Origin of the sequence: Haloprofundus marisrubri (assembly GCF_001469955.1) — an archaeon.
GTDB classification, from domain to species: Archaea; Halobacteriota; Halobacteria; order Halobacteriales; family Haloferacaceae; genus Haloprofundus; species Haloprofundus marisrubri.
Map to the genome: position 1 here is coordinate 140,907 of NZ_LOPU01000031.1, position 22,988 is coordinate 163,894.

Here is a 22,988-nt window from a genome sequence, read left to right on the forward strand (position 1 = left end):
CTACTGAACACGGAAGCGAGATAAATCCAGAACTCCGTTGCGACTGTTTCTGCGCTGAGCGGGCGTTTAGTAACGAGGTAACCGGGGATGACACTCTGCGGACACAGTCATGCACTCCGGAGTGGCTCACGAACCCGGCGGCGAGTCGTGAGCCACTATCGGTGGGCGCTCACCGTCGTGACTGTCCGGCAGTCGCCTGCGGTTTCCGATAGCGGTCTGTAACGAACAGAGCGAGCGCCGCCAGACAGACGAGTAGTTCGATGGGGAACGACGCCGACGAGAGATACTGTGCGACGTACCCCTCGGAGAGAAACGGGAGCCACGACAGCAGCGTGTCGGTGTAGCCCGGGGCCGACCCGTCGACCATCGGATTCGACCAGTGCGTCATCGGCCAGCCGAGCATGCCGGCAGCGTGCGCAACACGGCCGTCGAGCGTCAACTGAAAGAGGTCTGCACCGAGATGCGAGAGCCATCCAACCGCGAAGGCGACACCCGCTCGATAGGTGCTGTCGTCGACCGCCGTGTGTAACGCCGTCACGACAACGACGAGGCCGAAAATCGAGTGTGAGACGGTCTGATACGCGGGGAGGACGCCGGAGAGACCGAGCGATTTGTCGATGATGTCGGGCAGTGCCGCGCCCAACAGACACCAGCCCAGAAGGAGGCGACTGCGGACGCCGAGGAGGTAGCCGAGCGCCAGATGTGCGGGGAACCACATTGGCATCGCCAAACCCATTGGCCGCTAAAAGCGCACGGATTCGGCACAGTTGGTGACGGGTAGCCGACAAACTGTGTTCAGAGAATTCGAGCGTCAGCGCAGTCGCTCGACGGATGAATATCCCGTAGGGTGCGTGAACGACGTGTACCCCTACCCGTGTTCCCGACACCCTACGGTCGGTATCAACGTAGATGAAGAACCAGTATATAAACGTGTGTCAGACGAGCGTCAGTCGTCTTCGTCGGCGTCTTTCATCTCTTCGAGTTTCGAGAGCAAATCGTCCGTCGAGGCGTCGGAGTCGAACGTCACTTTCCCGTCGTGGTCGTTCTCGTGAACGCTCACGCCCTCGTCGGCGTCGGCGTTCACAGTCTGGTCTCGCTGCTCGGATTCATCGTAGCTGCCAAAACCCATACTTCGAGTTCCGGACGCCGATACAAAACAGACACGATGCGCTGGGCTTCGTGTCAGTCTCGTCAATTGTCGGCGGGCGCTTCTACCTCGTCAGTCGTCGGCAGGCGTCTGTTTCGCTTTGTCCGCGAACTTCTCTCTGACTTTCCGAATCTTGGGTTCGGCGTTGAACGTGCAGTACGCGTCGCCGGGGTTCTTCTCGTAGTAGTCCTGGTGGTGTTCTTCGGCGACGTAGTACGGCCCGAGCGATTCGATTTCGGTAACGATTGGGTCGTCGAACGCCCCTTCGGCTTCGAGTTCCTCGACGAACGACTCCACGAGTTCACGTTGCTCGTCGTCGTGGTAGTACACCGCCGAACGGTACTGGGTTCCCACGTCCGGACCCTGTCGGTTGAGCGTCGTCGGGTCGTGGACGGTGAAAAAGACCTGCAGGAGGTCCTCGTAGCTCAGTTTCTCGGGGTCGTACTCGACTTGGACGGCTTCGGCGTGGCCGGTGTTCCCGGTACAGACCTGTTTGTACGTCGGGTCTTCAACGTCGCCGCCGGTGTAGCCGGAGATGGCTTCGTGGACGCCGTCGAGTTCCTTCATCGCCGCCTCGATACACCAGAAGCAGCCACCGGCGAACGTCGCCGTCTCTGTGTTGCTCATGCGGCGAGTAGGGGCGCGAGGCGTTAAGATGCTACGGAAGTGGCGGGTGCGAAAAGCGCGAGAACCCGCCGCGACACTCGCTACTCGTTACCCGTTACTCGTTCAGCCGCGACATCTCCTCGTCGGAGAGGTCGATATGGGAGGCGGCGACGTTGTCGTGGAGGTGGTCGACGCTGGAGGTTCCCGGAATCGGGAGCATCACCTCCGAGCGGTGCAGCAGCCACGCGAGTGCGATTTGCTGGGTCGTCGCGTCGTGGGCGTCCGCAATCTCCTCGACGGCGTCGGCCTTATCGCCCAAGTCACCCGCGCCGAGCGGGTACCACGGGATGAACCCGATACCGGTCTCTTCGCAGGCGTCGAGGACGTCCTCCTGTTCTCTGTCGCCGATGTTGAACCGATTTTGTACGGTTGCGATGTCGACGATGTCGCGGGCGGTGTCGAGTTGCTCCACCGAAACGTTGCTGAGGCCGACGTGGCCGATTTTGCCTTCGTCTTTGAGTTCGGCGAGCGTCTGGACCGACTCCTCGAAATCGACGTCAGGGTCCGGTCGGTGGAACTGGTAGAGGTCGATTTGGTCGACGCGGAGACGGTCGAGACTACCGAGAATCGCGTTGCGGAGGTAGTCGGGGTCGCCGTTGGGCAGCCACTCACCGTCGGCGTTGCGCAGCAGACCGCCTTTGGTGGCGACGACGAGGTCGTCGGGATACGGATGCAGCGCTTCGCCGATGAGTCGCTCGCTCACGGCCGGACCGTAGGAGTCGGCGGTGTCGATGAGGTCGGTGCCGGTTGCGATGACTTCGTGAAGTACGCGGTGGGCTTCCTCGGAGTCGTCGGGTTCGCCGATGATGTTCTCGCCGGTGAGACGCATCGCGCCGTAGCCGAGTCGGTGAACCGTGAGTTCGCCGCCGATATCGAAGGTGTCGCTGTGATTTTCGACCGTCATAGAGAAGGAGACGGCCGCGAGATAGTAGCCTCTTGTGGCACCGGCACCTCGCGTGCGCGTGAGACACATAGTGCACGGTAGCATTAAACACGGAAATTGCACGCATCTTCGCCGACCACAACGCTTGCCTGCCGTGTCGCCGAACTCACGACCGATGGCCGAACAACTCACCATCGGCGTGCTTCGCGGGCGGGCCCACGGCCGGTCGAGCGAAGAAGCGGCGGAAGCGCTCCGAGAACGACTCCCGGACCACGAGATTCGATACGCTCGAACACGCGCCGAAGAACTCGCAGTCGCCGAAGACGCCGACGTACTCGTCGGTCTGCGCGCCGACGATGAACTGCTGGAGGCGAGTGAGAACCTCCGCATCTTCGCCGCCGGCTCTGCGGGTGTCGACCACCTCCCGCTCGACGCGTTCGAGGCACAGGACGTCGCCGTGACGAACGCCTCGGGCGTCCACGGACCGAACATGGCCGAACACGTGTTGGCGACGCTGCTGTCGCTCACCCGCCGTCTCGACGTGGGAATGCGCCAGCAACGACGCCGCGAGTGGCGGCGCTTCCAGACGCGCGGCGAACTGTACGACAGTACCGTCACCGTCGTCGGCCTCGGCGCAATCGGTGAGGCGCTGGTCGAACGACTCTCGGGCTTTGGCGTCCACACCATCGGCGTCCGGTACTCCCCGGAAAAAGGTGGCCCCACCGACGAGGTCATCGGTTTCGATGACGAAAAACTGGCCGACGCGTTCGCGCGGACCGACGCACTCGTCCTCGCCTGTCCGCTGACCGAGACGACCCGCGGACTGGTCGACGACGACGCCTTCCGGACGCTTCCCACCGACTCGATTCTGGTCAACGTCGCCCGCGGCCCCGTCGTCGACACCGACGCGCTGGTGTCGGCGCTGCAGAGCAACTCGATTGCGGCGGCGGCGCTGGACGTGACCGACCCCGAACCGTTGCCCGAAGACCACCCGCTGTGGACCTTCGGCAACGTCATCATCACGCCGCACAGCGCCGGCGACACGCCGCAGTACTGGCAGCGCGTCGCCGACATCGTCGCCGAAAACGTCGAGCAACTCGAAGAGGGCGGCGAAGACGCGAAACTCCGCAACCGCGTCGAGTTCTGAGGGTTCTCGGCGGGTCGAGGCGGCGAACGCGCCGACCACCGTCAACCCAGTTCAGTCTGCCTGATTGTGCGAGACGCCGACGACGAGCAGCGACGAGACGACTCCGAACAGGCCGACGGCCACGAATCTGATACCCCACTCGAAGCCGCCGCCGACGAAGGGGACGAGCGCGAACGCGCCGACGCCCAGAACGGCCAAACCGAGGGCGAGAAATCGGTCGTACTTTTCGGGATACTCGACGCTGGCGAGTCGGACCCACGGGTTGTTGTCGTCGGCAGCGTCGTACGTTCGGAGGCGTCGCTCGACGCCGCTCTCGGTTCTGACGGCGTAGAATCCGCGTCTGAGACCCATCAGAATCGCGCCGAACATGCCGCCGACGAGCAGTCCCCCGGTTGCCGAGTCGCTTCCGGCGAAGAGAGCGACCGAACCGCCGACGAGGAGCGTCGGGACGAGCAGAAGCGCGAGCGACTCCGTCACGTCGACGGCCCGCGCTCGCGTTTCTTCGGCTTCTTCGGCTTCTTCGGCCTCTTCGGTCTCTCCGTCCTCTCCGGGCTTACCGGTCTCTTCGACCTCTCGGACCTCTTCGGTCTCACCGACCTTTCGCTGGGAGGGCATCTCTCGACTGACGGTTCGTGCGGCCGAAGTTAACTGTTCACCGCGGCACGAATAACCGAGAGCCGTCGACTCGCTGCGGTCGACGCCGCCAGCGAGTCCGTCATCGCGGCGGCAACACGTCGAGTCCGCGTGTCGGCCGCATCCCGTCGGGAACCGTTTCGAGCGTCTCCGTCTCCTGCGTGAACGCGCCGCGGTAGCTGAGGATGTGCCCCGCGAGCGGGTTCTCGACGACGGCGTCGACGTGGTACTTCTCGTCGACCTCGTCGTACCGGTCGCGGACCTCGACGCTCGCCGCGAGGGGGCCAGGAAGCGAAACGTATCGGTCGTCGCGGCGGAGCCACTGTCGGCCGCCCTCGACGACGAGCGCACCGGCTTCGACCGACGGATGCAGTTCCGAAGCGACGAGTCCACCGGTCCCGAGGAAATCGAGCAGTCGCTCGTTCTCGTCGTCCCAGACGGTCAACGAGTCGAATCGACGGCGCTTGGGACCGAACCGGAACTCCCGAATCGTCGCCAGCGCCTCGTGGCCGGCGTCGTCGCGGAAGCCGACAGTCGTCACGGTGAAGGGGATGTCGCGGCCCGCCTCGGGAAACAGGAGGTTTCGAGAACGCATCGCGTACAGTGCGGGGAGGACGTGCGTGCCGCGACTGATATCCATCTCGCCGCGCCCGACGCAGACGACAGAATCGTCGACATCGAGTGCGTAGCGCTCGTGGACCTTCGGGTGGAGGTCGTCGGCGTCGTCGCCGAGCGCACGCTCGTAGACGCCGGTCATCGGCGTCGCTCCCGGGAGAGTTCGGTCGCGGGGGATTCGAAGGCAATCGGTGAGAACCGGTCTTTCGTCGCTCGGGCGGGACGACTGTCACACATAGTTGTACAGTGGGTTACATCACGCAAAACACTGTGTGCCCACAGCGAGTTCGTCGGGTCTGCGTCGTGGGCGCACGTTCAGTGAAAGGTGAGTCGGGGTCTCTGAATGGTCGACTTCGGGGTTACCGGGTGTCGCCTTTCCAAGTCAGACCAGTCACTGTCCCGGAAAGGACGACTTCGTCGCCGCGCGAACAGACGATGTTCGCGGTGAGGTCGTAGCGGTCCGAGCGCTCTTCGACCGACTCGTACGTCCACGTGCAGGTGATTCGCTCGCCAGTGTACACCGGTTGGGAGAACGTGAACTCCATCGTGTGCGCCAGCACCTCCTCTTTACCACCGATTTGTGTCGGCAGCGTCGCCGTCAGTAAGCCGTGGACCATCAGCCTCCCCTCGTCGTCGGGTGCTGTGTGCTGCGGTTGCGTGTCCCCGGAGAGGTCGGCGAACGTCTCGACTTCCTCGACGCTGAACGTTCGTTCGACTGTGTGGGACTCGCCCGGTGTCGGTGGTGTCATGCTCCACCGGTACGTGCGTGCAGGGATAAAATGAGGATGCTGACTGAGTTCGTCGTCGAGATAGTCGACTACTCTACCGTCGTATCCGGTCGAGTCTACGGACTCTGTATAGCGTCTCGTAATTTATCGTTGGGTATCGCCCGGTGTACCACTCACCCGGACCCCGACTGACAGCTATTTACCCGTGGCTTCACCAGTGAGACTCCATGCGCGAGGACGCTACGGCTATCCGCGCGGTTATCGACCGATATCTCGACGGCATCGAGGCGGGCAACTCCCGGAAGAACTACCGCTCGGTGTTGGTCGGTTGGGCCGAGTGGCTTCGGACCGACGCCGAAATAACCTCACTGGACGCGCTGACCGTGATGCACTGCCGGCAGTACGCGCGCCACCTTAAGCGACGCGTCGCCGACGGCGACCTCGGTGCGAACACGGCGAACACGTACTACGCGTACGTTCGGGCGTTTCTCGGCTTCTGCGTCGCCGACGAGCTACTGGAGACGAATCCGGCGAAATCGGCGCGTGCGACCGACGAACTCCCCGAAGACCACGGTGACAGGGACCGCCAGTTCTGGCGTCGTAAACAGCGTGATGCTATACTCACCTACGTCGACCGTCGAGCAGAGGAGGTCCAGTCGGCGGGGTCCGACCGCGAGATTCGACGCGCGTTCCGCGATAGGGCGCTCGTCTCGTTGCTCGCGCTCTCGGGCGTCCGCGGCGGCGAGGTGTTCGCTGCCGCCGCCGACGAACGCCGGACGGGACTCCGGTGGACCGACGTCGACCTCGACGCCAACGCGGTTCGCGTGTTCGGCAAGTCACGGGAGTACGAGTACGCGCAACTGCCCGAACGCGCGGGCGCAGCACTTCTCGACCATCGTGAGCGCTGTGACCCCGCAGAGGCATCGTGGCCGGTGTTTCCGACCGCACACGGCCCCTCGCTCCGGCAAGCAATCGACACCCAACTCGGCGAACGAGGGTGGAGCGACGAGGAGATAGCCGAGCGATGTTCGGGGACGTCGCTCGCGGCGGTCCTTCGAGAAGAGTCGGTGACACCGTCGTCGCTGACGACGAACGGCGCGCGCAGCGTGATGAAACGGCTCTGTGCCGACGCCGATATCGACGTCCGCGGCGAGTATCTCAAACCCCACGGCGCGCGACGCGGACTGGGTCACGAACTGTACGCCAGCGGACACGCGGAACTCGCCCAGTCGGCACTCAGACACGCCAGCATCGAGACGACACACGAGTCGTACTCTGATATTCGAGCCGCCGAAACCGCCAGAGAAGTCGACCGAGTACTGAACCGCGATTAACCCTCGAAGTCGCCTTCGAGTGTCACCCGCTCTGCGGACACCTCGGCGACGGACCCCGACCCGATGGGGTAGCGTTGCTCGTCGCCGCCACCCCAAGTGACCTCGACACCCTCGCCGAAGCGAAGGTAGAAGCCGTCGTCGGTCACCTCGTCGACGCTGCCGACCTCACGCCCCTCGTCGTCGTACACGGGTTTTCCGACGTCGTCTTCGGACAGTTGTGCCATACCCGTCACGACGGGCGCGAGACGTGAATAACTGGTGGCAGTATCCGATTCGTACGGCCATCTGTGTCACTGTTAGTCGGAACTCCGGAGAGAAACGGGGACCGTGCGACACTCGTAATCGACGCATGTCTGAACCGTGACTGACCAGAGTGTGCGCGAGTGCCGCGTGCGACGTTACCACAGTGGGGTACATAAAATGGACGTATTCGAGGCAACTTCGCGTGGGTTTCGTTTAGTTTGAATTCGAATTCGACGACCGAGACGCCGTGTCGATTCACGCGGTCGGTGTGCGTCCGTGGATAATTGGGAATTCTACAATTTTTAGACTGTGCTTCGCTGGACGGGTCGAAGTACCGGCGAGACACTACGGCACAATGTGCAGAACATCTAGAATTTGTAGACTGTCGCATCGACGTGGATAACGTTAAGACACGTCGGGGAGACGTGGTGAACCGATGACAGGGCCGACAGCTGGCAGACACTCTTCACTCTTCACACAGTGTACAAATTCTGAACCGTTCGGGCAGTCCGGCCCGGGTGAGCGTCGGTGAGTCGTGCAGTTAGCGTCTCGCTACAGAAAGGCGGCGTCGGCAAGACGACCGTCGCAATCAACCTCGCGGACGCGCTCGCCGACCGCGACAACGACGTGCTGCTCGTCGACTTGGACCAACAGGGGAACGCGACCGAGGGAGTCGGACTGAAACAGGAGTACGAAGCCGACGGACCACATATCGGACACGTGCTGACGGAGGACGACCCCGTCGACGTCGGCGCGGTGATACACGAACGCGACGGCTTCGACGTCGTCCCCGCCCACGTCGACTTGGACGGTGCCGAAGACCGGATTCGGAACTCGACGTTCGGCGTGCTGTGGGTTCGCCGACGCATCGTCGAACCGCTGCTCGACGAGCGATACGACTACGTCGTCATCGACTCGCCGCCGAGTCTCGGGCCGCTTTCGGATGCGGCGCTCATCGGGTCGGGCAACGTCATCGTCCCGTTGCTGATGAGCGAACCGAGTGTCAGCGGATTCGAGCGCATGTGGGAACAGCAGATTCTCCCGATTCGCCAGGAAGTCGACCTCGACTTACTCGCCATCGTGCCGAACGACCTCAGCGGCAACAACGAGGAGAAGCGTATCATCCGTGACCTCGAATCCTCGCCGTTCGCCGAGTACCTCCCCGGGTTCGCCCGGAGTGAGGAGTTCGAGACGGAGGATTCACCGGGGCCGGGACTGCGCCGCCGCATCGCGTTCCGTCGCTCTTGGCGCGACGGCAAAACCCTGCGCGAGTACGAACCGGAAAACGACATGGTCGACCGACTCGACGAACTTGCACGCGTCGTCGAAGCGGGGACGGTGGACGTCGATGGCGACGACGCCGACGGTGACCACGCCGACGACGCTGACGAGGTGGTCGCCAATGCCTGACGGGAACCGATTCGCTGGACTGGGCAGCGCACTCGGCGACGAGGAGGCCGACGAGCAGAGCACGGACGACGAATCGGATGCGGATACGGCGTCGGTCACCGACGCAACCACCGAGACGGTAGACGACGACGTACGCGACGGCGACGCAGATGAAGAAGTCGGAGACGAGGAGACGGCCGGCGACAGCGGGACCGCCGACGACTCGCCGGACGAAGACGAAGAGAGTGGACCGGCGTTCTCCTTCGAGGAGACGACGCCGAAGAGCGTCTACGTCCGCGACGAGACGCTCGACTCGCTCGAAGATTTGGAGTTCGAAGTCGAGGCCGCGCTCCGGCGTGAGTTCGGCGTCCGCGACGTGACGGGTCGTGAGTTCCACGACGCACTCGTGCGTGTCGCCGCCGACCACGCCGACGATATCGCCGCCTTAGTCGTCGAGACGCGCGAGGAGTAGGTCGGTCGAAAACGGATTTTCGTAGGTCTGCAGGTTTGTTTTCAGTCCGAACGGTCCGCGCCTTCGAGCGACGCGCCGAGCAACTGTGAGAGACCGTTTCTGAGGTGCTCGTGGAACGTCGCCGGGGCGATGCCGAGTCCTTCGGCGATTTCCTCGCCGGTACTTTCGCGGGGCCACGTGAAGTAGCCCGCCGCGAACGCCGCTTCGAGGGCGGCCTGCTGCTTGTCCGTGAGTCGGGAAGCCAGCGCCGACTGGAACTGCTTGAGCGTCTGGACGCTGCGGGTCGTCGACCGCTGGGCGACGAGTTCCGCGTCGGGGTACGCTCGCTGAACCGCCGTCGCTATCTCGCGGATGTCTATCTCGTGCGGTACTTCGACGACGACGCGGAACTCACCGTCTTCGACGACGGCGTCGACGACTTGGCCGCCGTACGTTGCCAGTTTCGAGGTGATGGGTGTCTCCGGCGAACGTATCTCGACCAGACAGCCGTCTTCCTGTTCGGAGACGACGCGGGCGTGGTCGACGGAGGGGTCGTCGGTGAGGGCGGTCTGGACGTCCTCCCACCCCATGCCGTGGACGCGGATGAACTGGATGGCTTTGTCGTCGGCGAGCGGAATCGTCCGCTCGTACGTCACCGTACAGTCGCCGTCGTTGGTCGCCGCGAACAACGGACTGTCCGGGTCCCGCATGACGAACTCCAGTTCGACGACGATGTTGTCCAGAAGCGCCTCCTTGCGCTCGATGGCGTTGATGGCGTGACCGACGATTTCGCGCAGTTGCGTGACAGCGTCGCGCTCCTGCCCGCTAAAGGCGTGGTCGCGCTCCGAGTAGATGGTGAGTACGTCGTACTGGAACTCCTGAAAGCCGATTGGAATCGCCGCCGCCGAGTTGTAGCCGTTCTCCAGCGCCCACGAGCGCCAGTTGCTCTCGGGTTCGGACTCGATGTCGGAGATGACTTCGACTTCCTGCGTCCGCGTCGCCCGCATCGCCGGCGAGGGAAACTGTTCGTCCGCACCGATTTCGTCGACCTCCGATTCGAGGGCGGACGCGTCGATGCCGGCGCTGGCGCGTGGAGTAATCGTACCCCGAGCGCTGTTGACTTCGCCTATCCACGCTGCGGCGTACGACGGCGAGTCCGACAGTCGGTCGCAGACGATTTCTTCGACCTCCTCGCGAGTCGACATCGAGACGAGCGCGCTGTTGATACTCCGAATGACGCGGTTTATCTGGTCGAGCGCCAGCAGTTGCTCGCGCTGTTCGCGGAGTTGCTGTTCGCGCTGTTTTCGCTCGGTGATGTCGCGTTGTGAGCCGAGGAAGTGGACGACGTTGTCGTCTTCGTCCCGAATCGGGACGACTTCGACTTGGTTCCAAAACGGCGTGCCGTCCTTGCGGTAGTTCTTGAGTTCGACGGAGGCGGGGTCACCTCTCCTTATCGCCTCGCGGAGTTGGTCGACCGTCTCGGGGTCGGTGTCTTCGCCTTGGAGGAACCGACAGTTCTGTCCGACGACTTCTCCGGCGGTGTAGCCGGTGGTCTCTTCGAACCCTCTGTTGACGTAGATGAGTGGGTTGTCGGGGCGGTTCGGGTCTGATAGACAGAGAGCGATGTCGGCGTCGTCCATCGCGCGGGTTTTCACCCACAGCTCGCGGTCGCGGATGTCCTGTTCGCCCTCGGCAGGGTGGACACCCACGGACCCGCGGAACTCCTCGTCGGGTGGACGGGAGATGAGGTCGACGATGAACGACTCGGTGTCGCCGCCGCCGGTTGGCAGTTCCGCATCGACCGTTTCGACGGCGATGGTGTCGGCGTCGAGCAGTCGCTGAATCGCCTCGGCGAGCGCGTCGTCTTGCTCGTCGTTGAGGCTGTCTGTCGTGTCGGAGCGGCTCAGAAGTTCCAGTGCGTCGTGACCGACGAACTCCTCGCGGGTGTAGCCGGTCGTCTCTAAGAACAGGTCAGTTACCGCAGCGATGGTTCCATCCGTTTTGAGCCAAATCGTACAGCGTTGCTTCGTGTCGGGTGGCTTCGAAGCGATTCCGCGTCCGTCTTCCGGTGAATTGTGGTGTGTCATCTTTTGTGGGAGACGCGCGTCGCAAACCGGTGTGTTGGTTGTGTGTGACGGCGGGTGTCGGTCGGCTACCGGGTACACGGTCGGGACGCTCACGGCGAGTCGTTGACCGCGTGTCAAGGTGTCGAGCAAAAGAACGGTGTGTCAGATTTCCGTTCGCGCCCGAGTGCCGTTATTCCTGTTAACGTCTGAATACTCATAATTGCTGGGATGCAAACAGGGGTGTATTCGGACACTCTCGAAACTGGACCAATCTCTTTCGGCCATTTACCTATGGTAGTCCAGTACTTCCGTTTCAGTGATGCACGACAGACCTGTCGACTCATCTACGTCCGAACTCGGAAGTCGTCCGGTCACGTCGCTCTCCACCGGGCAACTCCAGACGCTCTTTGCCAGTACCCGACGCCAACAGGTCGTCCGAGCACTCCGTACGTGTTCGCAACCGACACCGTTGGACGAACTCGTCGAGACTGTCGTCGCACAGAACCCAGAGGATATACCCAACGAAGCGGCGGTCCGAAGACGACTCCGAGTCAGCCTGTATCACGTCGACCTGCCGAAACTCGCCGAGGCAGACATCGTTCGCTTCGACGAGACCGAGCGGGTCGTCACCGAACTCTCCGACGATATCGACGGCGTCCGTCTGTAACTCGGACGGCGACGCTCTCTGGAGTCTTTCGACCAATCTCTTATGGGACTACCTTCACCCCGAAGTGATGCGTACGTAACCACGTGGCGCAAATCGAGATTACGCTCCCGAACGACAAACAAGCACAGTTAGACCGCCTCACCGAGGAGGAGTTCCTCAACGAGGAACGTGCGATAGAAGAACTGCTCTCGGCGGGACTCGAAGCCTACCGAGGCGTTGCAGACCAAGCGGAACCGGAAGTCGAACGGAGCCCCTTCGCCGCCGACGCCGAAGACGAGTACGGCCGACGCGGAGAGCTATAGCTCCCCGGACTGTTTTCACGCGCCGACTCCGGTCCGTAGCGACGCGACGGTGAGGAGTCGCCGACCCGTCTGTACAGCACAGACTGCCAACAATGTCTACAAATTCTACAGTGTCTACAATCTCCAAACCTCCTATTGAATCACCGAAACCGTCGGTTTCGACTGCCAAGTTCGGGTCCACGGTTCCGACGCCGGGTCAGCGACGCTCGAATCGGTCTATCGTCGAGAGGAGGCCAACGTACTCGGCCCGTCGGGCGGCGAGTGCGGCCAATCGGTCGTCGAGGGCGTCGAGAGCGGTGTGGACGTCCGCTGCGACGGTGTCGGGGTCGAGTTCGCCCGCCTCGAACTGCACCCGTCGGACGTGCTTGCACCGAACGTCTCGGTACTGGAAGTCCGGGCAGGTACACGCCGGTTCCCGGGTGTCGACGACGTACTCGTCGCCGCGTTGCGTGCGAACGCGGTAGAAGTCGGGTGCCTCCCTGTCGACGAACATCGTCTCGGTGAGCGCGCGCACATCGCGTTCGTCGACGGCGTCGACGGTCGATTCTGCTGTCGTATTTGGGACGTTTGGTTTCGAGGTCATATGTCGCCCTGGTGTGTTTCGTCGAGGCGAAGTTCGGGTCGTCTGTTCGCGTTCAGTGCAGGGCTTGCACGAGCATAAACCGACGTTCCGTCGGATTTCGAACCGATTCGGCACCCGGAGCCAAACTGTGTTGGCCGACGAGAATGGCACAACGCTGATAGTCGTCTCCGCCGATACTACGGCCGTGAGCGGACGTGTTCGCCGGTCCGTCGTCGTCTTTCTGACAGTGGTGGTAGTTGCGCAGTCGGCGGGTCTCGGCGTCGGCGTCGGTGTCGTCAACGCTCGACCGTCGTCGCCCGCGCCGACCGCTGCCCTCCAGCAGTCGGTAACGGAGTCGACGGCCATTGGCGTCGAACAGCGGATAACCCTCTCGGACCCGGACCCTGCCGGGCGAGTCGCCGCCGCGGTGACGTACCACCTCGCCAGCGAAACGACGGCGCTCGAACTCCGGTTCCCCGACAACGAGTCGCTCTCGGTCACCGAGTCAGAAGGCTTCGACCGAGTCGAACCGGGCGTCTACCGGTGGGACCGCGAGACTGCCCGCCCCTCGCTGTCGTTCGAGCGGGCGGTCAGTGAGACGACGCTCGACCACTACAGCACGGGCGTCGACACCGGGTCGTGGGCCGCCGTCGACGTTCGCCGCTTTACGCCCTCGATTCGGGGTCGAACCGCCGGTGCCACCGGTGTCTCGACGAACGTCACCGTCGAGGGACCGGGATACGCGACGTCGGTGTTCGCCTTCCTCGGTTCCGTCGACGTGTACGAACGCTCGGTCGGCGACGAGCGAGTTCGTCTGGTCGTCCCGGAGGCGGCGTCGATGGTTTCGGACCCGGCCGCGGTGCTCGACTCAGTCGAATCTGCAGGGAGTCGACTCCCCGAGAGCGAGTACGAGACGACGCATCTGTTTGCGATTCCCGCATCGTCGGTGCGGACGACCGCCGGTGGGTTGAGCTTCGACGGTGGTGCGACGGCGTGGGTCCGCGACGACGCCTCGGTGGACGCCGCGAGCAATATCTGGGTCCACGAGTACGTCCACCTCCGGCAGTCGTACCGCGCGACAGAGGAGATGCGGTGGTTCCGCGAGGCGAGCGCGGAGTACTACGCCAGCTATCTCCCGCTACAGTCGGGCGACCTCGCCTTCCAGCGGTTTCGAGCGGCTGTGAGCGCCGACACGTACGCCGACGCCGTGTTGTCGACGCCGGCGAACTGGTCGAGTCCGCTCGTCCCCTACCGGAAAGGCCCACGAGTACTCGCCTCGCTGGACGCGTCGATTCACGAGTCGACCGACGGTGAGCAGACGTTAACGACGGTGTTTGAGCGGGTCAACGCCCACGAAGGTCGAATCGACTACGAGACGTTCCGCGGTATCGTCGCCAACGTGAGCGACGAATCCGTCGCCGCCGACCTCGACCGCTACGTTCGCACGACCGCCGCCCCACCCGTCTCGGACCGGCCGACTCACTACACACAGCATCCCGGCGACGACCCCGACGACGACGGACTGACGAACGCCGAAGAACAGGCGGCTGGAACTAACCCGTTCGTCGCCGACGCCGATGTCGATGCAGATGCGGACGCCGACACCACGAGTTCGACCGACGGACGACAGTCGGGGACGAACGAGTCAGCCATCCAAAACGGTGATGCGACCGATGGTGACGATGCTTCGGTCGATTCGTCGACCGAGGACGACGCTGATGCCGACGCGGGCCGTTCGAGGGTGGATAGCGACGGAGACGGACTCACCGACGCGACGGAGCGTGAGCGCGGCACCGACCCGGAGCGACCAGACACCGACGGTGACGGCTACGACGACGACCGGGAGGTCGCAGCGAACACGGACCCGACGCGGCCGACGGATGCGCTGTCGTTTTGGGTCGCACGAGTGGTCACCGCGGTGAAATCGCTCGTACCCCTCTCGACTGTCGAGTCACTGCCGAGGGCGACCGCTCGTGGAGAGGTGGGTGGAGTAACGCGAGCGTAGCCGCACAGACCGAGTCAAAAAGGTGAGTGTGGCGAGGAGTCGACGCCGACTGCGTCAGTCGTCGAACCGTCGGACGGCAACGACGTTGCGAGAGATGACGACCTCGCACCCACTGAACGAGAAGATGAACTGCCCGTCGGCCGTCGGTGACGCCGACGGCCCCTCGGTGAAGAGGTCGTCGAGTGCGTCCGGGTCGACGGTTCCGTACAGTTGGTCCAACTCGAGTGGGTCGCAGTCGATAGTCGTTGCAACGGCTCTGATGACCACTTCGCTGACCGAATCGCTGTCGAGGGGATAGGTCTGATACGACTCCTCCGTAATGCGACTCTCGAAGGAGTCGAGGCCTTCGTCTGTCGGCCCCGACATCCTACTCCAGACCGCCAGATACTCTCATACGCACTGCACCACGCACCCGTCCTAAGCAGTTTTGGTAGCCACGTTCGCTGACATTGTCAGATATATGACTCTCGTTGCGGTCACGATGGTCAGTTCAGGTTCGTGACGCGACGGAGCGAACGGCGGTTTCGAACCGAAGATTCGATTCGGACTCTACTTTGGGACCGAGCCTTTCGACGGCGGTTTTCGACGTTCGCGTAAGCACAACGGGCTAAATCAAGGCCGTTGACCATACTGTGCAATGGCGCTACAAGAGATTTCACATCTGTCCGACCAACAGCGTGAGTGCCTCGACAACTGCCTCGAAGCGACGCAAGCGTGCGAGTGGTGTGCTGACGCCTGTATCGACGAAGGCGACGGGATGGAGCAGTGTATCCGTCTCTGTCGAGACGTCGCCGACGTGGCGTCGATGCACGCACGGTTCATGGCGCGCGACTCCGACTACAGCGGTGACCTCGCGGGCGTCTGCGCGGACGCCTGCGAAGCGTGCGCCGACGAGTGCGAACAACACGACCACGACCACTGCCAAGTGTGCGCCGACGTGGTCCGCGAGTGTGCGGAGACCTGTCGAAGCATGGCCTCGGCGTAACGCGACCGCAACGTACACGATTTTTTTTGGGCGAATCCGCAGACCTGTAGCCACGGCGATGAGTTCGGCGTGTAATTCGAGCCTACTCGGTGAGAATCGACACAACCGATAAAGCCGCACTCGCCGATGAACTCTCTATGGCCGGACGGATTAGTCCCCGAGTTGTCTTTATCGCCCTCATCGCGTTCGCCGCGGTGGCCGTCGGTGTCGGATACGCCTCGTCGGCGACCGACACCACCTTCGAGAGCTATCTCGGCGGCGACGGTGTCGCCGACCCGAGCGCCCAAATCGCGCCCCAAGCCGACGGCATCACCGTCGTCGCCACCGACTCGAACTCCTGGCGCGGCGAGAGCGCTGACGGGCCGCGTGCCCGCGCTGAGCTCGTCGCGTTCGACCCCAACGGGTCGACGCTGTACTACAACGACACCCACACGCGCTACTGGGACGTCGACCCCGTCGAAGGAACGGACGCGACGGTCGAGTATCTGTACGCCGACCACCTCGACCCGAACCAGTGTCCCGCTCCCGACGAGTGGAACGCCTCCGAACTCGGCGTCGACCAGGAGACGCTCGACACCTATCTGGAAGCACACAGCGACGTGAACGCCTGTACGCGCAACGGCATCGAACGTGTGAATCTGACGACCGGCGAAGTCGAGAACGTCTACTCCGTCGTGACGCCCGGCAAACACTCCTCGCGGTGGCACGACGGCGACCGAATCAACGAGACGCACTACGCCGTCGCCGACATCCTCTTCGACCGGATGTTCGTCGTCGACACCGAGACGAACGAAGTGACGTGGACGTGGAACGCCAGCGACGAGTTCGAGACCGGCGAGACGGGCGGTCCGTACGCCGAAGACTGGACGCACATGAACGACGTCGAAGTGCTCGAAGACGGTCGGTTCATGCTGAGTCCGCGGAACTTCGACCGCGTCATCTTCGTCGAACCCGGCGAAGGAGTCCAAGAGAACTGGACGCTCGGCGAGGAGGACAACTACGACATCCTCAACGAACAGCACAACCCCGACTACATCCCCGAGTCGCAGGGCGGACCGGCGGTCATCATCGGTGACTCCGAGAACAACCGCGTCATCGAGTACCAGCGCGAAGACGGCGAGTGGGTCGAGTCGTGGCGCTGGCGCGACGCGCGGATGCAGTGGCCGCGTGACGCCGACCGCCTGCCGAACGGCCACACGCTCATCTCCGACTCCAACGGCAACCGCGTGTTCGAAGTCGACGAAACTGGGCAAGTCGTGTGGAGCGTCAACATCGCGTTCCCCTACGAGTCAGAACGCCTCGGTACGGGTGACGAGTCCTCTGCGGGTCCGAGCGCGCAGTCCGCCGACATCGGCTCTCGTAACCCGTCGATAGACGAGCAGTTCTGGATTGGCATCAAGAACGTCATCCCCGGGAAGTATCTCAACGGTCTCATGTACATCACGCCGGTGTGGATGGGGATTCCCGAACTGTTCGCCATCTTCGTCGGCCTCGTCGGCGTCGTCGGCCTCGTCGCCGTCGAGGTCCGTCGGTTCGTCGCCCGCCGTCGTGGCGGACGGAGCACCGACGCCGGTAACACGGCGACGACCCGGGACGACGACTGACCGCCGACCCCGACGCGTCTTTTTGCTCGTTTACGCGGTTCAGCCGTATCTGAGTTTGTGCTCGAAAGCCCGATAGACGCTCTCGCCTGTCCCGGTGAGTGAGACGAGCGTTCGACGGCCCGCGCGTCGGAGGTCCAGATACCCTTTCGATTCCAGCGGGTCGACGACGTGCGCGTCGAGGCGGCGGTACTTCGACTGGCGGTTCTCGGTCGGACTCTCGGTCATGAAGGGGAGTTCCTCGCGTTCGGCGAACTCTATGAGGTCGCGTTTGTGGACGGTGTAGCCGCGGTCGTCGCGTTCGCGGACGTAGCCCATGACGGCGATTTGCTCGCGCGTCGGCGACTCTATCGGGTAGTCGGGGAGTTGCCCGATGTCGACGACACCGCGAGTCAGCGGCGCTTCGTGGATGTCGTGGCCGTACGACTCGGGTTCGACGCTGAACGCGGTGGCGTGCGTCGTCATGCAAGCGATAGCTGCGCCGACGGCGGCGACGTTCGTCCCGCTGGAGATGTTGACGAGCACTTCGTCGTCGGCGTGTTTTGCGGCGATAGTCGTCGTCACGCCCATCACGTCGTACACGTCGTGGAGGCTGACTTCGTGGTCTTCGACCTCGATACCCTCCGATTCGAGGTCGTCACGGAGCGTCTCGTGGTAGGAGACGGTCGTGTACGTGTCGGGTTCGGCGAGGAGGTAGAGGCGGTCGGCGTTGAGTCGCGTCGCCGGGAGGAACACCCGGTCGCGTTCGTAGCCGAGTGGTGCAATCTGCACCCGGCGCATCGACCGAATGTCGCGGATGCCGTCCATATTCGGTGTGTCGGCAACCGAGTAATCAATCTTCGGAAGCGAGGGCGGCGACGAAAATCGAACGACGCCGAAGCGGACTACCGACGTGGGGCATCGGTGGACGAGGGCTGTCGCGGTGGATGGAGGGGTCATCGGCGGTGGAGGGCCGAAGCGTCAACGAACGGGCGAGGCGAAGGCCGAAACGTCAGCGTGGGGACGTGGGCGAATCGGAGGGCCGAAGCGTCAGCGGGGACCGACTACGTCGGCGGCGGGAGCGAACTCCCGATGGCTGCGGACCAGCGGCGGCGACGCCGCGGTCCGGCATGCGCCCGACCACTGCAACCGAACAGCGTGGAGGGGCGTCGGCGGGGACTGACGCGGTGGTCGACGCGACCGTACCAGAGGCGTGTACGGCGATGCCGACCGGCGAACCGTGTCTGTCGGACACATGCATATTCACCATCTCGTGATAGTATATTCAGTATTGACACGCGACCATCGAGACAGTCGTACCAATCGTATCCGTCGTGTCGGTCGTGTCTGTCACGTCGGTCACGCTGGTCGCACTGCGGACCTGTTCGGTGCGCAGAGAAGCCACTGTCCGGACCGAAGAAACGAGCCAAAAAGGGGTGTCCGACTACGAACGGTTCAGCCGCCACAGACGTGCGTTCAGCAGCGTAGCGAAACTCACCCAGAGGACATACGGGAGCAGTAGCAGCGCCGCGCGCCGGTTCACACGGGCGAACGCGACGAGCGTCGTCAGCACCGAGAGCCACAGACCGACGATGGTGACGAACCCGCCGAGAACCGACTGGCGACCGAAGAACACGAGGGTCCACGAGACGTTGAGCAGGAGTTGCCCCACGAACGCCCACAACGCCTGTCGGCCGCGGACCGACTGTGCGTTGTCGCGGAACACGAGATACAGTGCAACGCCCATCGTCGCGTACAGGAACGTCCACACGGGAGCGAACACCCACCCGGGCGGCGTCGACTCGGGTCGTTCGAGCGTCGGATACCACTCGGCAATCTCTTCGCGGGTCAGCGCGCCGGGGACGACCCCCGCGAGTTCACACAGGGCGATGCACGCCGCGAGACCTCTCCGGTCGTCGGCTGAGAGTCCGAGCGCGGAGACAGCCGTATTCAGCGCCATACCTGCCGTACTCACCAGAGGGACAAACGGATTCCGGCGACTCCCACGGCGTGATATCGACGCGACAGGCATCGAACAGGTGAGTGTGACGGGGTGACCGAGACTGACGGCGAGCGACGACCATGGACGAACATAGGCGTCCGTGAACGCCTACGGACAAGCGCGGACGGGCGGCCGGGTCTGTCTTTCCTCCTTGTCGACGGTTCACCGGTCGCTCAGTTCAGTCGACGTACAGCGAGTAGACGATGACGGCGAAGCCGACAGCGGTGAGACCGCTCTCGACGACGAGGGCGTACATCTGTCCGGTTGCGAGCAGTTGGTCGGCGACGCCGGCGAGCAGCGACCCGAGCGTGACGATACCGAAACCGATTGCGAGTAACCGTAACGCGACTGCGCCGGTTCGCCGGTACGCTTTGTACGCGAAATACGTGATGAGTCCGCCCAGAACGAGTGTGAGCGTTTTGAGCGCGACGACGAGCGGACTCAGCGAAGCGGGGTCGCTCACGTCTCCCTCCGCAGTTCCGCCCACAGGCCCGCGAGGCGTTCGTCTGCCGACGCTGTGGGTCGGTGTATTGCGACCTCGAACTGCCTGCGCTCGCCGAGACTGATTTCGACCGACTCGAACGACACCCGATACGTGGTGGTGTGGTGGCCGTCGCTTCGGAGTTCGGTCTGTTCGTCGAGCAACGACGCGTCCGTGAGACGGTCGAGTTTGCGATACGTCGTCGACAGCGGGATATCGCAGGCGTCGGAGAGCTGTTGGGCGGTCATAGAGTCGTCGAGGTGCCGGACGATAGTTCGACAGTCAGGGTCGTCGAGGGCGTCCAACACCTCCTGGAGCGAGGCTACGCGAGCGACAGTGGACTGCTTGCGCGCCATCGACTCGGAGGTTCAACGGCCGTCGAATTAGTTCGTTCGGCTCCGCGCAGAAACGAGCGACGGCTGTGGCGCTCAGTTCGTCGTGAGAATCTCGACGACGTCGCGGTGACCGAGTTCGTGACCCGACCCGATTTGTCGACCGCTGCGGCAGTCGATACCGTGCAGGAGGCCGTCGCCGATGTCCGAGTGGAGGTGGTAGGCGAAATCTTCGGTCGTCGACTCCTCGGGGAGGATGAAGCAGTCACGGAAGACGCCTTTCTCGTCTTTCTTGCCGTTGGCGCTGCCGGGGAAGATGGCGATACAGCCGAGTTCGTCGAACAGCGCGGCTTCGAGGGCGGCCTGCACACCGGTTCCGTCGTACGCTTCGACGAACGTCCGAATCTGTTCGAGACCGGCCTCCTGTTCCTCGGAGACGTCGTCGACGATTTCGAACGAGGAGTCGCCCGCATCGTAGTCGACGACATCGGCTTCGTCGGCGTTCTTCAGCGCTTTCTCCGCGTGCGCGCTCGCGGGCACGAACGTGAGGTGGTCGTAGTCGGGGTCGGCGGTGATTTCCTCGTAGTTCTCCTGGGCGACGGGCTTGTCCATCTTGTTCGCCGCGATGACCATCGGTTTCGTCCGCTTTCGAATCTCGCGGGCCAGCGATTCGCGCTCGGCGTCGTCCCACGTCTCGGGGTCGAGTTCGAGGCCCTCCGCGAGGATGACCTGCTTCATCCGGTCTTTGTCGATTTTGAACGCGCTCATCTGTTCTGCGAGGTCCTCCTCGATATGCTTCTCGTCGCCGTCGTATCCACCTTGATAGCGTTCGATGCCTTTTTCGAGGATTTCGAGGTACCACATATCGAGTTCGTTTTCGAGGAAGTCGATATCGTCTCGGGGGTCGTGGCCTTCGGTAGCTTCGCCTTCGATGTCGGTCTCACCGGAGAAGTCGACGACGTGGACCAAGACGTCCGCCTCGTTGAGGTCGGTGAGGAACTGGTTTCCGAGTCCTTTCCCCTCGTGGGCACCGGGGATGAGACCGGCCACGTCGACGAGTTTCGCCGGGACGTACCGAGTTCCGTGGGTACAGAAGCCGACGTTCGGCGTACACGTCTCGTCGAAATCCGGGGCGGCACAGTCGACGCGGACGTACGCTTCGCCGATGCTCGGGTCGATAGTCGTGAAGGGGTACGCGCCTTCCGGCACGTCGTTCATCGTCGCCGCATTGAAGAAACTGGATTTGCCCACCGAGGGCTTGCCCACGAGACCGATTTTGTAACTCATTGGTCGTTCTGGCGGAGCGACGCCCAAAAACTGTTCTACCCACATCGCGTGTGCGTGAAACTGTCGTACATACACGGAGACGTGAACATGGAGACGCGGTGCGGCCCACCGACTCGCCTCACTGCGTGACGGCGACGTTCAACGAGGCTTTGTATCTCTCGAACGAACGCCCGCACATGAGCGATACGTTCGGCGTCGGTATCCACGTGACTGAGACCGACCTGCAGTTCGTCGTCCGCGTTCCCTCGGACATCGACTCGGGGTGGACCGACCCCGAGGAGTTCCAACGACTCGTCGAACGTGTCGTCTGGAAGCGACTCGACCAAGAGGCAGTGCTTCGGGAGATATCGGCCTCGACACCGACGGGTGAGACGGTGTCTCTGGGGACGGTGACGTTAGAATCCGACGGGACCGTCGTCGACGAGTCGTTACGTTCGCCGTCGACAGAGACGTAGTCACTCGGTTTCTGCGTTTGCCAGTGATTCGCCGACTGCGTCGAGCAGTTCGGCGTCGTACGTGGTCAAGTTGTAGCGGTTCGACCCGACGGTGTCGCTCCACAGTTCGATGACGTCGAGTTCGACGAGCGCTTGCAAGGCGACACCGAGACTCTGTGGCGTCGTCTCCGTCTCCTCTAAATCGGCGTGGAGTTGCCGCGCCTGCGGGTAGCTTCGGGTCGACTGCTCGATTGCCTGCTTGGTGTCTCGCCAGTGCCGCCGCAGATAGCCAAAGTTCGTCGGGTTCTCGGCGCGAAGTCGCTCAATGCGTGCGGACACCGGTTCGCTGACTTCGACGCTGTCGAACAGTTCCGCGATGGCCGTGTCCACAGACCCCGTTTCGGCGTGACAGACTGCAGTTACGGTGGCGCTCTCGCCGAGTTTTCTGAGTGTCTGCAGCAACGGGACCGTGGACTCACCCGCCGACAGCGGTGTGAGTGACTCCACCCAGACGAACAGTTCCCGCTCGGGGGCCGGGCGTGTGAGTGCAGTTTCGAGCGTGTCGGCGACGACGTCGGGTGCTACCGGTGCAGTGGTCGTGGTAAGTGAGATACCTCCGAAGGATGGCCCGTTCGACGTTGTTGCCGCTGTGCTTCGCGTCGTCTCGTCGACGGTGAGAATCGTGTGCCCGGCCGGGTCCGGTCCGACCTCCCTTCGCCAGCGGTCGAGCCACTCGTCCGGCGTCATCTCGGTCAGCATAGCAACGACGTCGACTGACTGGCTGCGGGTGAGTTCTGGTGGAAGCGGCGTCTCCACTCCCGTTTCGCGGAGGTGGAGTCCCGGGCCAGCGACCGTTGACGTCGACGAGTCACCCATGGTGATGTTCCTTATCCATGTCGTGCGTGATAGAAAGATAAGTGTGCCGGTCACCTGATGATTGTGTTCAGTTGTTGGGAAATATAGCCGTAGCTGTTCGAAATGAGAGTAGCCCACGGAGCGTCGCTGTCGCTCTGTGGGCGGTGGATGAAGTATGAAGAGAGGCGGCGAGA

Annotated in this window: 27 protein-coding genes; 10 read left to right on the forward strand and 17 right to left on the reverse strand. The window is 63.2% G+C overall.

From position 1 onward, the window contains the following. Positions 1-169: 169 nt before the first annotated feature. The 4 genes from AUR64_RS16830 to AUR64_RS16845 form a co-directional block, all read right to left on the reverse strand. Positions 170-718 (reverse strand): metal-dependent hydrolase, encoded by a 549-nt coding sequence (locus AUR64_RS16830; RefSeq protein ID WP_058583127.1) that lies wholly within the window; start codon positions 716-718, stop codon positions 170-172. A 228-nt stretch (positions 719-946) separates the two neighbouring features. Further along, on the reverse strand, positions 947-1,129 hold the full coding sequence (locus tag AUR64_RS16835; protein WP_058583128.1) for a DUF5786 family protein: 183 nt from the start codon (positions 1,127-1,129) through the stop codon (positions 947-949). Between the two features lie 90 nt (positions 1,130-1,219). After that, positions 1,220-1,774, reverse strand: coding sequence for a peptide-methionine (S)-S-oxide reductase MsrA (gene msrA / locus AUR64_RS16840; protein WP_058583129.1), 555 nt, complete (start codon positions 1,772-1,774; stop codon positions 1,220-1,222). A gap of 94 nt (positions 1,775-1,868) precedes the next feature. After that, a complete protein-coding gene (locus AUR64_RS16845) occupies positions 1,869-2,717 on the reverse strand; it encodes an aldo/keto reductase (protein WP_058583157.1) in 849 nt (282 codons plus the stop codon). Between the two features lie 154 nt (positions 2,718-2,871). On the opposite strand from AUR64_RS16845, the gene AUR64_RS16850 reads away from it, so the two are divergent. Further along, the gene (locus tag AUR64_RS16850) at positions 2,872-3,843 is read left to right on the forward strand and encodes a D-2-hydroxyacid dehydrogenase (RefSeq protein ID WP_058583130.1); all 972 of its coding nucleotides are present in this window, start codon (positions 2,872-2,874) and stop codon (positions 3,841-3,843) included. A 51-nt stretch (positions 3,844-3,894) separates the two neighbouring features. Here AUR64_RS16850 and AUR64_RS16855 read toward each other — a convergent pair whose 3' ends face one another. The 3 genes from AUR64_RS16855 to AUR64_RS16865 form a co-directional block, all read right to left on the reverse strand. After that, the gene (locus AUR64_RS16855; RefSeq protein WP_058583131.1) at positions 3,895-4,458 is read right to left on the reverse strand and encodes a hypothetical protein; all 564 of its coding nucleotides are present in this window, start codon (positions 4,456-4,458) and stop codon (positions 3,895-3,897) included. A gap of 100 nt (positions 4,459-4,558) precedes the next feature. Then, entirely contained in the window at positions 4,559-5,233 is a 675-nt protein-coding gene (locus tag AUR64_RS16860; RefSeq protein ID WP_058583132.1) for a DUF4166 domain-containing protein, read from the reverse strand. Between the two features lie 217 nt (positions 5,234-5,450). Continuing rightward, positions 5,451-5,840: a MaoC/PaaZ C-terminal domain-containing protein gene (locus tag AUR64_RS16865; RefSeq protein ID WP_058583133.1), complete on the reverse strand. Its 390-nt coding sequence runs from the start codon at positions 5,838-5,840 to the stop codon at positions 5,451-5,453. Between the two features lie 206 nt (positions 5,841-6,046). Here AUR64_RS16865 and AUR64_RS16870 point away from each other — a divergent pair, with 206 nt between their 5' ends. Beyond that, a complete protein-coding gene (locus tag AUR64_RS16870) occupies positions 6,047-7,153 on the forward strand; it encodes a tyrosine-type recombinase/integrase (protein WP_058583134.1) in 1,107 nt (368 codons plus the stop codon). Here the strand turns inward: AUR64_RS16870 and AUR64_RS16875 are convergent. After that, positions 7,150-7,377, reverse strand: coding sequence for a hypothetical protein (locus AUR64_RS16875; RefSeq protein ID WP_058583135.1), 228 nt, complete (start codon positions 7,375-7,377; stop codon positions 7,150-7,152). The genes AUR64_RS16870 and AUR64_RS16875 overlap by 4 nt on opposite strands. Before the next feature lie 547 nt (positions 7,378-7,924). Between AUR64_RS16875 and AUR64_RS16880 the strand changes: the two genes are divergently transcribed. Both AUR64_RS16880 and AUR64_RS16885 read left to right on the forward strand, forming a co-directional pair. Beyond that, complete coding sequence (locus AUR64_RS16880) at positions 7,925-8,806, forward strand: ParA family protein (protein ID WP_058583136.1); 882 nt, start codon at positions 7,925-7,927, stop codon at positions 8,804-8,806. Next, positions 8,799-9,257 carry a hypothetical protein gene (locus AUR64_RS16885; protein WP_058583137.1) on the forward strand — a complete coding sequence of 153 codons (459 nt, stop codon included), beginning with the start codon at positions 8,799-8,801 and terminating at the stop codon, positions 9,255-9,257. The genes AUR64_RS16880 and AUR64_RS16885 overlap by 8 nt, the downstream gene beginning before the upstream one ends. A 41-nt stretch (positions 9,258-9,298) precedes the next feature. Here AUR64_RS16885 and AUR64_RS16890 read toward each other — a convergent pair whose 3' ends face one another. Next, complete coding sequence (locus AUR64_RS16890) at positions 9,299-11,323, reverse strand: bacterio-opsin activator domain-containing protein (RefSeq protein WP_058583138.1); 2,025 nt, start codon at positions 11,321-11,323, stop codon at positions 9,299-9,301. Between the two features lie 298 nt (positions 11,324-11,621). Between AUR64_RS16890 and AUR64_RS16895 the strand changes: the two genes are divergently transcribed. Together AUR64_RS16895 and AUR64_RS16900 are read left to right on the forward strand one after the other, a co-directional pair. After that, on the forward strand, positions 11,622-11,969 hold the full coding sequence (locus AUR64_RS16895) for a DUF7344 domain-containing protein (protein WP_058583139.1): 348 nt from the start codon (positions 11,622-11,624) through the stop codon (positions 11,967-11,969). Between the two features lie 83 nt (positions 11,970-12,052). Next, a complete protein-coding gene (locus AUR64_RS16900) occupies positions 12,053-12,271 on the forward strand; it encodes a DUF7120 family protein (protein WP_058583140.1) in 219 nt (72 codons plus the stop codon). A 196-nt stretch (positions 12,272-12,467) separates the two neighbouring features. Here AUR64_RS16900 and AUR64_RS16905 read toward each other — a convergent pair whose 3' ends face one another. Then, positions 12,468-12,854, reverse strand: coding sequence for an SWIM zinc finger family protein (locus AUR64_RS16905; protein ID WP_058583141.1), 387 nt, complete (start codon positions 12,852-12,854; stop codon positions 12,468-12,470). A gap of 184 nt (positions 12,855-13,038) precedes the next feature. On the opposite strand from AUR64_RS16905, the gene AUR64_RS16910 reads away from it, so the two are divergent. After that, a complete protein-coding gene (locus AUR64_RS16910) occupies positions 13,039-14,838 on the forward strand; it encodes a hypothetical protein (RefSeq protein WP_155120645.1) in 1,800 nt (599 codons plus the stop codon). Between the two features lie 54 nt (positions 14,839-14,892). Here AUR64_RS16910 and AUR64_RS16915 read toward each other — a convergent pair whose 3' ends face one another. After that, the gene (locus AUR64_RS16915; protein WP_058583143.1) at positions 14,893-15,204 is read right to left on the reverse strand and encodes a HalOD1 output domain-containing protein; all 312 of its coding nucleotides are present in this window, start codon (positions 15,202-15,204) and stop codon (positions 14,893-14,895) included. A 271-nt stretch (positions 15,205-15,475) separates the two neighbouring features. Between AUR64_RS16915 and AUR64_RS16920 the strand changes: the two genes are divergently transcribed. Both AUR64_RS16920 and AUR64_RS16925 read left to right on the forward strand, forming a co-directional pair. Beyond that, positions 15,476-15,823: a four-helix bundle copper-binding protein gene (locus AUR64_RS16920; RefSeq protein ID WP_058583144.1), complete on the forward strand. Its 348-nt coding sequence runs from the start codon at positions 15,476-15,478 to the stop codon at positions 15,821-15,823. A gap of 137 nt (positions 15,824-15,960) precedes the next feature. Further along, positions 15,961-17,427 (forward strand): arylsulfotransferase family protein, encoded by a 1,467-nt coding sequence (locus AUR64_RS16925; protein ID WP_082230836.1) that lies wholly within the window; start codon positions 15,961-15,963, stop codon positions 17,425-17,427. A gap of 39 nt (positions 17,428-17,466) precedes the next feature. Here the strand turns inward: AUR64_RS16925 and AUR64_RS16930 are convergent, their stop codons facing one another. The 5 genes from AUR64_RS16930 to AUR64_RS16950 form a co-directional block, all read right to left on the reverse strand. Next, entirely contained in the window at positions 17,467-18,231 is a 765-nt protein-coding gene (locus AUR64_RS16930) for an HFX_2341 family transcriptional regulator domain-containing protein (protein WP_058583145.1), read from the reverse strand. A 616-nt stretch (positions 18,232-18,847) separates the two neighbouring features. Then, positions 18,848-19,363, reverse strand: coding sequence for a TspO/MBR family protein (locus AUR64_RS16935; RefSeq protein ID WP_082230833.1), 516 nt, complete (start codon positions 19,361-19,363; stop codon positions 18,848-18,850). 220 nt (positions 19,364-19,583) lie between these two features. Beyond that, on the reverse strand, positions 19,584-19,868 hold the full coding sequence (locus AUR64_RS16940; protein WP_058583159.1) for a DUF7521 family protein: 285 nt from the start codon (positions 19,866-19,868) through the stop codon (positions 19,584-19,586). Beyond that, on the reverse strand, positions 19,865-20,242 hold the full coding sequence (locus AUR64_RS16945) for a winged helix-turn-helix domain-containing protein (RefSeq protein ID WP_058583146.1): 378 nt from the start codon (positions 20,240-20,242) through the stop codon (positions 19,865-19,867). Before AUR64_RS16945 ends, AUR64_RS16940 begins: the two co-directional genes overlap by 4 nt. Before the next feature lie 72 nt (positions 20,243-20,314). Then, positions 20,315-21,505: a redox-regulated ATPase YchF gene (locus AUR64_RS16950; protein WP_058583147.1), complete on the reverse strand. Its 1,191-nt coding sequence runs from the start codon at positions 21,503-21,505 to the stop codon at positions 20,315-20,317. A 176-nt stretch (positions 21,506-21,681) separates the two neighbouring features. Between AUR64_RS16950 and AUR64_RS16955 the strand changes: the two genes are divergently transcribed. Continuing rightward, positions 21,682-21,960, forward strand: coding sequence for a hypothetical protein (locus tag AUR64_RS16955; protein ID WP_058583160.1), 279 nt, complete (start codon positions 21,682-21,684; stop codon positions 21,958-21,960). Here the strand turns inward: AUR64_RS16955 and AUR64_RS16960 are convergent, their stop codons facing one another. Further along, on the reverse strand, positions 21,961-22,815 hold the full coding sequence (locus tag AUR64_RS16960) for a hypothetical protein (protein WP_058583148.1): 855 nt from the start codon (positions 22,813-22,815) through the stop codon (positions 21,961-21,963). Positions 22,816-22,988 lie beyond the last annotated feature (173 nt).